Raw genomic sequence first — 6657 nt, 5'->3', positions numbered from 1 at the left:
GCATCAGCAATCTTAGCCGTCGTCACGTTAGCATCCAATATCTTTGCTGTAGTTACCGCATTCGCGGCCAATTTGGCTGCGCCCACACCTAAATCTTTAACTTGAAGTTGATTGGATCCATTCACTTCAATCGTCGCGGCGTCGGTCTGAACCGCCAACGTTGCAGTTCCACTGGCCGTGCCCCCAGTTAACGCAGACCCTGCTGCTGTGGTAATGCCATCGATGTCTCCACCCGCACCCCAGCCACTCGAAATATCTTTACAATTTGAGCCCGTTTCATCGCAAACTTCATTGGCACGGATAGTTCCCACCACATCTAGCTTCGCCTGAGGATTCGTCGTACCTACCCCAAGATTACCTGAGGTGGACACCGTAAGACCTCGATTACCAGTTCTAAACAAACTTAAGTCACCATTCGCCTCAGAGTATAGGCCGGTATTAATTCCATTCTGTTTAATCATGTAGCCGGCTGAACTTGGTACAGTGATTGTACCAGCGACTTCCAATGTACTCGCAGGTGTGGCGGTCCCTATCCCAACATTTCCACCGCCAGGCTGAAGCAATACATACCCCTTAGTGGCATTACTAGTAGATTCTAAAGTCAGGTTATTATTTGCAGCCGTACCACCGCGAAGATTCTGTCCACCGGAACGTCCCGCAAGCATAACGTATTGGGTGTGATCATCATCACTGAGTCCACCGAGCAAACCATGATCCGTGACTCCACCGGTATCGGTGCCGCATTCCCAGCCATTGACTGTTCTTTTTAAAACTTCACCGATGGCACAAGCGCCACCGTTCGGGTTGTATGTAAAGTACTGACCTAAGGCACTGGTGATTTTGTTCACAGACACGGTATCAATCTTTGCATCCGTCACAGCGCTATTGGCGAGATCCGCTGTCGCTACTGTTCCATCAAGAATCTTTGCCGAAGTGACCGCACCATCATTGATTTTCACCGTTGAAATTGAATTATTGGCAAGCGTAAGCGCTCCGGCGTTACTTAAAGTGGCATCTCCGCTTATGCTGACGGCTGTTGCTTGGTTACTTCCATTTCCTACCCAAAGCATACCTGAATTTAACGTGCTCCCCGCCACGGCACTGAGTTTTGCCACGAAACTATCGTAATCTATTTTTGAAATTGTTCCGCTTGTGACGCCAGCTCCACTAGCCAGAGGAATACTGAGTGTGTGTACATTCGACGAAGAATTGATTGCGGGAGCTAAACCCGAAGCATTCACCGCAAACGTTTGTGTGCTCCCCGTCTGAGCATTGAGACTGGTTAGTCCAGCTCCGCTCACCCCAAGAGTCTGCCATGAACTTCCATTACAATACTGGAGCGATCCGGAGGCATACTTCACCATACCCGCATTCGCGGCCACAGAGCACGTTTCGCCCCCATCGCCAATCTGAATGGTGCCTTCGACATCTAACTTACTTAAAGGTGCAGCGGTACCGATTCCGACGTTACCTGAAGTATCAATAACCATTCGGTATGAGGCAGCAGTTAAGTCTCTCACCGCAAATGAGTTTGATAAATCACCGCGAGCTGCAATTTGCCAACCTCGGGTATCGTTCAACATTTCTAGGGCCGCAATACTGCCGACTCCCGAATCATTAATCTGTAAGCGGGTATCACCCGTGGACCCCGTCACCTGGAGCTTCCGACTGGGATTTGTGGTGCCAATACCTACATTGCCACCGTTGGGCTGCACGATGACATGTCCTTTGGTTGTGTTACTAGTAGACTCTAACGTTAAGTTATTACTCGCGGCAGTTCCTCCGCGAAGATTTTGTCCACCGGAACGTCCCGCAAGCATGACATATTGTGTGTGATCATCGTCACCGAGACCGCCAAGTAGGCCATGATCGGTGACCCCGCCGGCATCGGTACCGCATTCCCAGCCGTTGACCGTTCTTTTTAGGACTTCACCAATAGCACAAGCGCCACCGTTCGGGTTGTAAGTAAAATACTGACCTAAGGCACTAGAGATTTTATTCACAGACACTGTATCAATTTTTGCATCCGTCACGGCACTATTGGCGATATCCGCTGTCGCTACCGTGCCGTCAAGGATCTTGGCACTTGTTACCGCATCCGAAGCCAAATCTCCTGCGGCAATAGTTCCGTCGAGAATCTTCGCAGATGTCACAGAATCGGCCGCCAATTTAACGCTCGTCACGTTCCCATCGGCGATCTTTGCTGTTGTCACATTTGCATCTAAAATTTTTGTAGTGGTCACAGCGTTTGCCGCTAATTTCGCGGAACCAATCCCTAAGTCTTTCACCTGAAGTTGATTCGATCCATTCACTTCGATTGTCGTTGCATCCGTTTGCACAGCCAATGTCGCTGTGCCGCTGGCAGTTCCACCTGTTAATGCTGATCCTGCCGCGGTGGTAATTCCGTCGATATCTCCACCGGCTCCCCAGCCACTGGAAATATCTTTACAGTTTGAACCGGCTTCGTCGCAAATCTCTGTGGCGCGAATCGTGCCCGTCACATCAAGCTTCGCTTGAGGAGTTGTTGTTCCTATTCCAACGTTTCCAGAGCTATCAATGGTCATTCGGGTCAAAACATTTGTTTGAAATGCAATGTTCTCGACGACGCCCGTGGTTGAATTCGAATAGATCCCCAGCGCGTTACTTCCCGCTTCGCCAGCAGGACCGCGCACGCCGATCCAAGAAAAACCTGCTCCGTCTCGATCCATTCTCAATCGATTACCAATCCCTGCAGAGCCGATAACGTCGAGTGTATACTCGGGGTTAGTTGTACCAACTCCGACATAACCCCCATTCGGCTGCAAGAGAACGAACCCTTTGGTGATATTACTCGTCGATTCTAATGTGAGATTATTACTTGCAGCCGTACCACCGCGGAGATTCTGTCCACCGGAACGTCCCGCAAGCATGACATATTGTGTGTGATCATCGTCACCGAGACCGCCAAGTAGGCCATGATCGGTGACTCCACCAGCATCGGTGCCACACTCCCAACCGTTGACCGTTCTTTTTAAGACTTCACCAATGGCACAAGCGCCACCGTTAGGGTTGTAAGTAAAATACTGACCTAAGGCACTAGAGATTTTATTCACAGACACTGTATCAATTTTCGCATCCGTCACGGCACTATTAGCTAGATCTACTGTCGCTACCGTACCGTCAACAATCTTACCTGAATCCACTGAATTTCCAGCTAAGTCGGCGAGCGCGATTGAACCATCGACGACTTTTGCGGAATTGACAGAATCTGTGGCCAAATCATTTAAGCCCACGGAACCGTCAGCAATTTTTGCGCTTGTAATGGTGCTGTTAGCCAGAGTAAGAACACCGGAGTTAGAGAGAGTTGCATCCCCGGACATGGTGACGGCCGTCGCCTGGTTGCTACCGTTACCTAACCACATTTGACCCGCATTTAAAGTGCTTCCCGCAACGGCACTGAGCTTTGCAGAGAAAGCATCATAGTCCGCTTTTGAGATCGTTCCGGAGGTGACGCCAATACCACTGGCCAGAGGAATACTAATGGTGTGAGCATTGGACGCAGAGTTAATGGCAGGAGCTGTGCCCGAGTCATTTATAACAAATGTTTGAGTACTGCCCGTTTGACCATTGAGACTTGTAAGACCGGCACCACTCACGCCCAGAGTCTGCCATGAGCTTCCGTTACAGTATTGAAGTGTGCCCGAAGCATATTTAACGATACCGGCATTCGCGGCCACGGAGCAGGTCTCGCCCCCATCGCCAATCTGAATCGCACCCTCGACATCTAACTTTGTCGCCGGCGCACTAGTTCCTATACCTACATTCCCACCGTTCGGTTGAAGAAGAATATTTCCTTTCGTCACAGCACTTGTGGACTCTAAAGTCAGGTTATTACTTGCGGCAGTTCCACCGATAATATTTTGTCCACCAGATCTCCCAGTAAGCATCACATATTGGGTGTGATCATCATCACCAAGACCACCGAGAGCTCCATGATCCGTCACACCACCCGTGTCAGTTCCGCAAACCCATTGGCTTGAAGCATTCATTTTTAAAACTTCGCCGGTGGCACAGGCGCCACCATTCGGAGCATAGGTGAAATACTGGCCTAAGGCACTCGTGATTTTATTCACCGACACTGTATCAATCTTCGCATCCGTTACTGCGCTGTTGGCGAGATCCATTGTCGCTATAGTGCCGTCGAGAATCTTGGCACTAGTCACCGCACCGTCATTGATCTTCGCGTTTGTGATCGCATTATTTGCAATGTTCAATGCACCTGTGTTGCTAAGAGTGGCATCTCCACTGACATTCACCGCTGTAGCTTGGTTGCTTCCATTTCCTACCCACAGCATGCCCGAATTTAAGACGCTCCCACCGACAGAGCTCAACTTCGCAGTAAAATTGTCATAGTCCGTTTTTGAGATCGTTCCGCTGGTGACACCCACTCCACTGGCCAATGGTATACTTAAGGTGTGTACATTCGACGAAGAGTTTATTTGCGGAGCTAACCCAGAACCATCAACGGCAAAGGTTTGCGTGCTTCCTGTTTGGGAGTTAAGACTCGTTAAGCCAGAACCACTCACTCCCAGAGTCAACCAAGAGCTCCCATTACAATACTGCAAAGTTCCGGCGGCGTATTTAATCATACCGGCATTTGTGGCCAGCGTGCACGATTCTCCACCATCACCAATCTGGATTGTTCCCTCAACATCTAATCGAGAACTCGGCGTGGTCGTACCGATACCCACATTACCGCCGTTGGGTTGTATCAGAACAAACCCTTTAGTGGCATCACTTGTCGATTCTAAACTGAGATTGTTACTGGCTGCGGTTCCACCACGTAGATTTTGGCCACCAGTCCGTCCTGCGAGCATAACGTATTGACTATGATCGTCTGCATTTAACCCACTCAAAGCAGAATGCGCTGAAACTCCCGAATTATCTGTACCGCACTCCCAGCCATTGGCGGTTTTTTTAAGGACTTCGCCATTCGCACAGGCCCCACCATTGGGACTGTAGTTAAAGTACTGGCCGACAGCACTTGTGATTTTATTCACCGACACTGTATCAATCTTTACATCTGTCACAGCTCCTGCAGCCAACTGAGCCGAAGAAATTCCACCGGCTTTCACCTCCAGCTGATTTGAGCCGTTCACATTTAATGTATTGGTGTCGTAATTAAAAGATAAATTCACCGCACCCGTTGCCGAACCTCCGGCGATAGGACCTGAGGTATTCACTGACGTGATGTCGCCTGTGCCCGAGACGTCAGTTCCGCAAATCCAACGATTGTTCGCATTGTCCCACTTGAGTACGTCACCGTCGGAGCAGGCCGATCCCGCTGGCATATAACTCAAGTAATCGCCAGGACCACTCACAATTTTAGAAACGTTTAACGAAGTGATTTTAACGTTAGTGACTGCGCCGTCAGCGATGTCGGCTGCGATGATTGTACCGTCCAGAATTTTTGCACTTGTCACAGAATCATTTGCTAAAAGGGTGCTAGTGATTCCACCCGTCGCGATATCTATTGAAAGCGCCCCGGAGTTTCCGCCTCCGACAAGGCCGACTCCCGCCGTCACCGCAGTGATCGTTCCGCCACCACCTTGAACATCGACAACCGCAGCTCCGTCCCAGTATTTGAGAGCACCGTCCGTACTGTTGAACCACATCGCTCCCCGATTGGCCATGGTCAGGGTACTCGCTAAAGTGGTTTCTTCCGCATCCGTAAATTTACCTAGAGTTACGGTCGATAACGATTGCATGGTAATGTGGCCCGTGTTGAGCACCTGATTGCCATTCATGTTGATATGGCCTGACATTGTGCCACCACTGAGCGGTAATTTTGTGCTGTCTGTGATCGCGGAAGGAGTAATGGCCTCCCACTGATTTAAAGTGGCATTCCACGCGAGAACGCGACCATCACCCATTCCCGCACCAACACCACTCAGATTCACCAAACTTCCCGCAACTCGCGTGTCGGTGTAGTTCTTCGTGGCTGCATCTTGAGGTAATGTAGGATTGGCTAAATTTTTAATCTGTTGATTGTTCATGCTTATCGGAGCCGTTGAGGTTCCCGAAGCGAAGTTATAAAGAGTGTTGTAATTGCTTCCGCCGAGTAAATTTTCGAGACTCGACTGTGTGATATTTTGTCCAGGATTGATCTGCACAAATTGAGCAGCGGTGAATCCTTGAAGACTATTGGCATACCAAGCGTAGGGAACCGATTGGAGGTGGAAGTCCTGAGCGAGAGTCACCATTCCTGCACCCGCATCGTAGCTCACACGAATTTTTCTCGTGTGACCCGTAAGAGCGGTGTAGGAATTTCCCGAGGAACAGTTAGTAATTCCAGTGAAGCTGACGCCATTGGCGAAAACAGTGGCCAGTGACGAAGTGTCTTCATAATCGGAACCGGTGCGAATTCCATTCCCAATATTAAGACTAAAAGTGCCCTCGCTCCCCAACATGTTGGCGGAGTGTTGCTCTTCGTAAAGCAAGCAATCATTGGTCGGCGAATACACACGCACTGTGAAAATCACCGGATTGGCCTCGAGTGGCTCACCATTCGACTTGGTAATTTGTCCTTGGTAAACAAAAGATGTTGGTGAGGCCGCAGACGCGCCCAAACTCAGGATTAGAATAGAGAAGCTCAATAAGATGCGTAGCACTAAAAAA

The 6657-nt window shown here is 49.7% G+C and carries 1 protein-coding gene; it reads right to left on the bottom strand.

Annotated elements, in window-relative coordinates:
• A partial coding sequence (locus tag K2Q26_06580) for a hypothetical protein (protein MBY0315164.1) occupies nt 1-6650 on the bottom strand: 6650 nt, incomplete at its 3' end.
• Nucleotides 6651-6657 lie beyond the last annotated feature (7 nt).

This window comes from Bdellovibrionales bacterium (assembly GCA_019750295.1).
In the GTDB taxonomy this organism is placed as follows: domain Bacteria; phylum Bdellovibrionota; class Bdellovibrionia; order Bdellovibrionales; family JAGQZY01; genus JAIEOS01.
The sequence above is the reverse complement of the archived record's forward strand: the minus strand, read 5'-3'. Positions and strand labels throughout refer to the sequence as shown.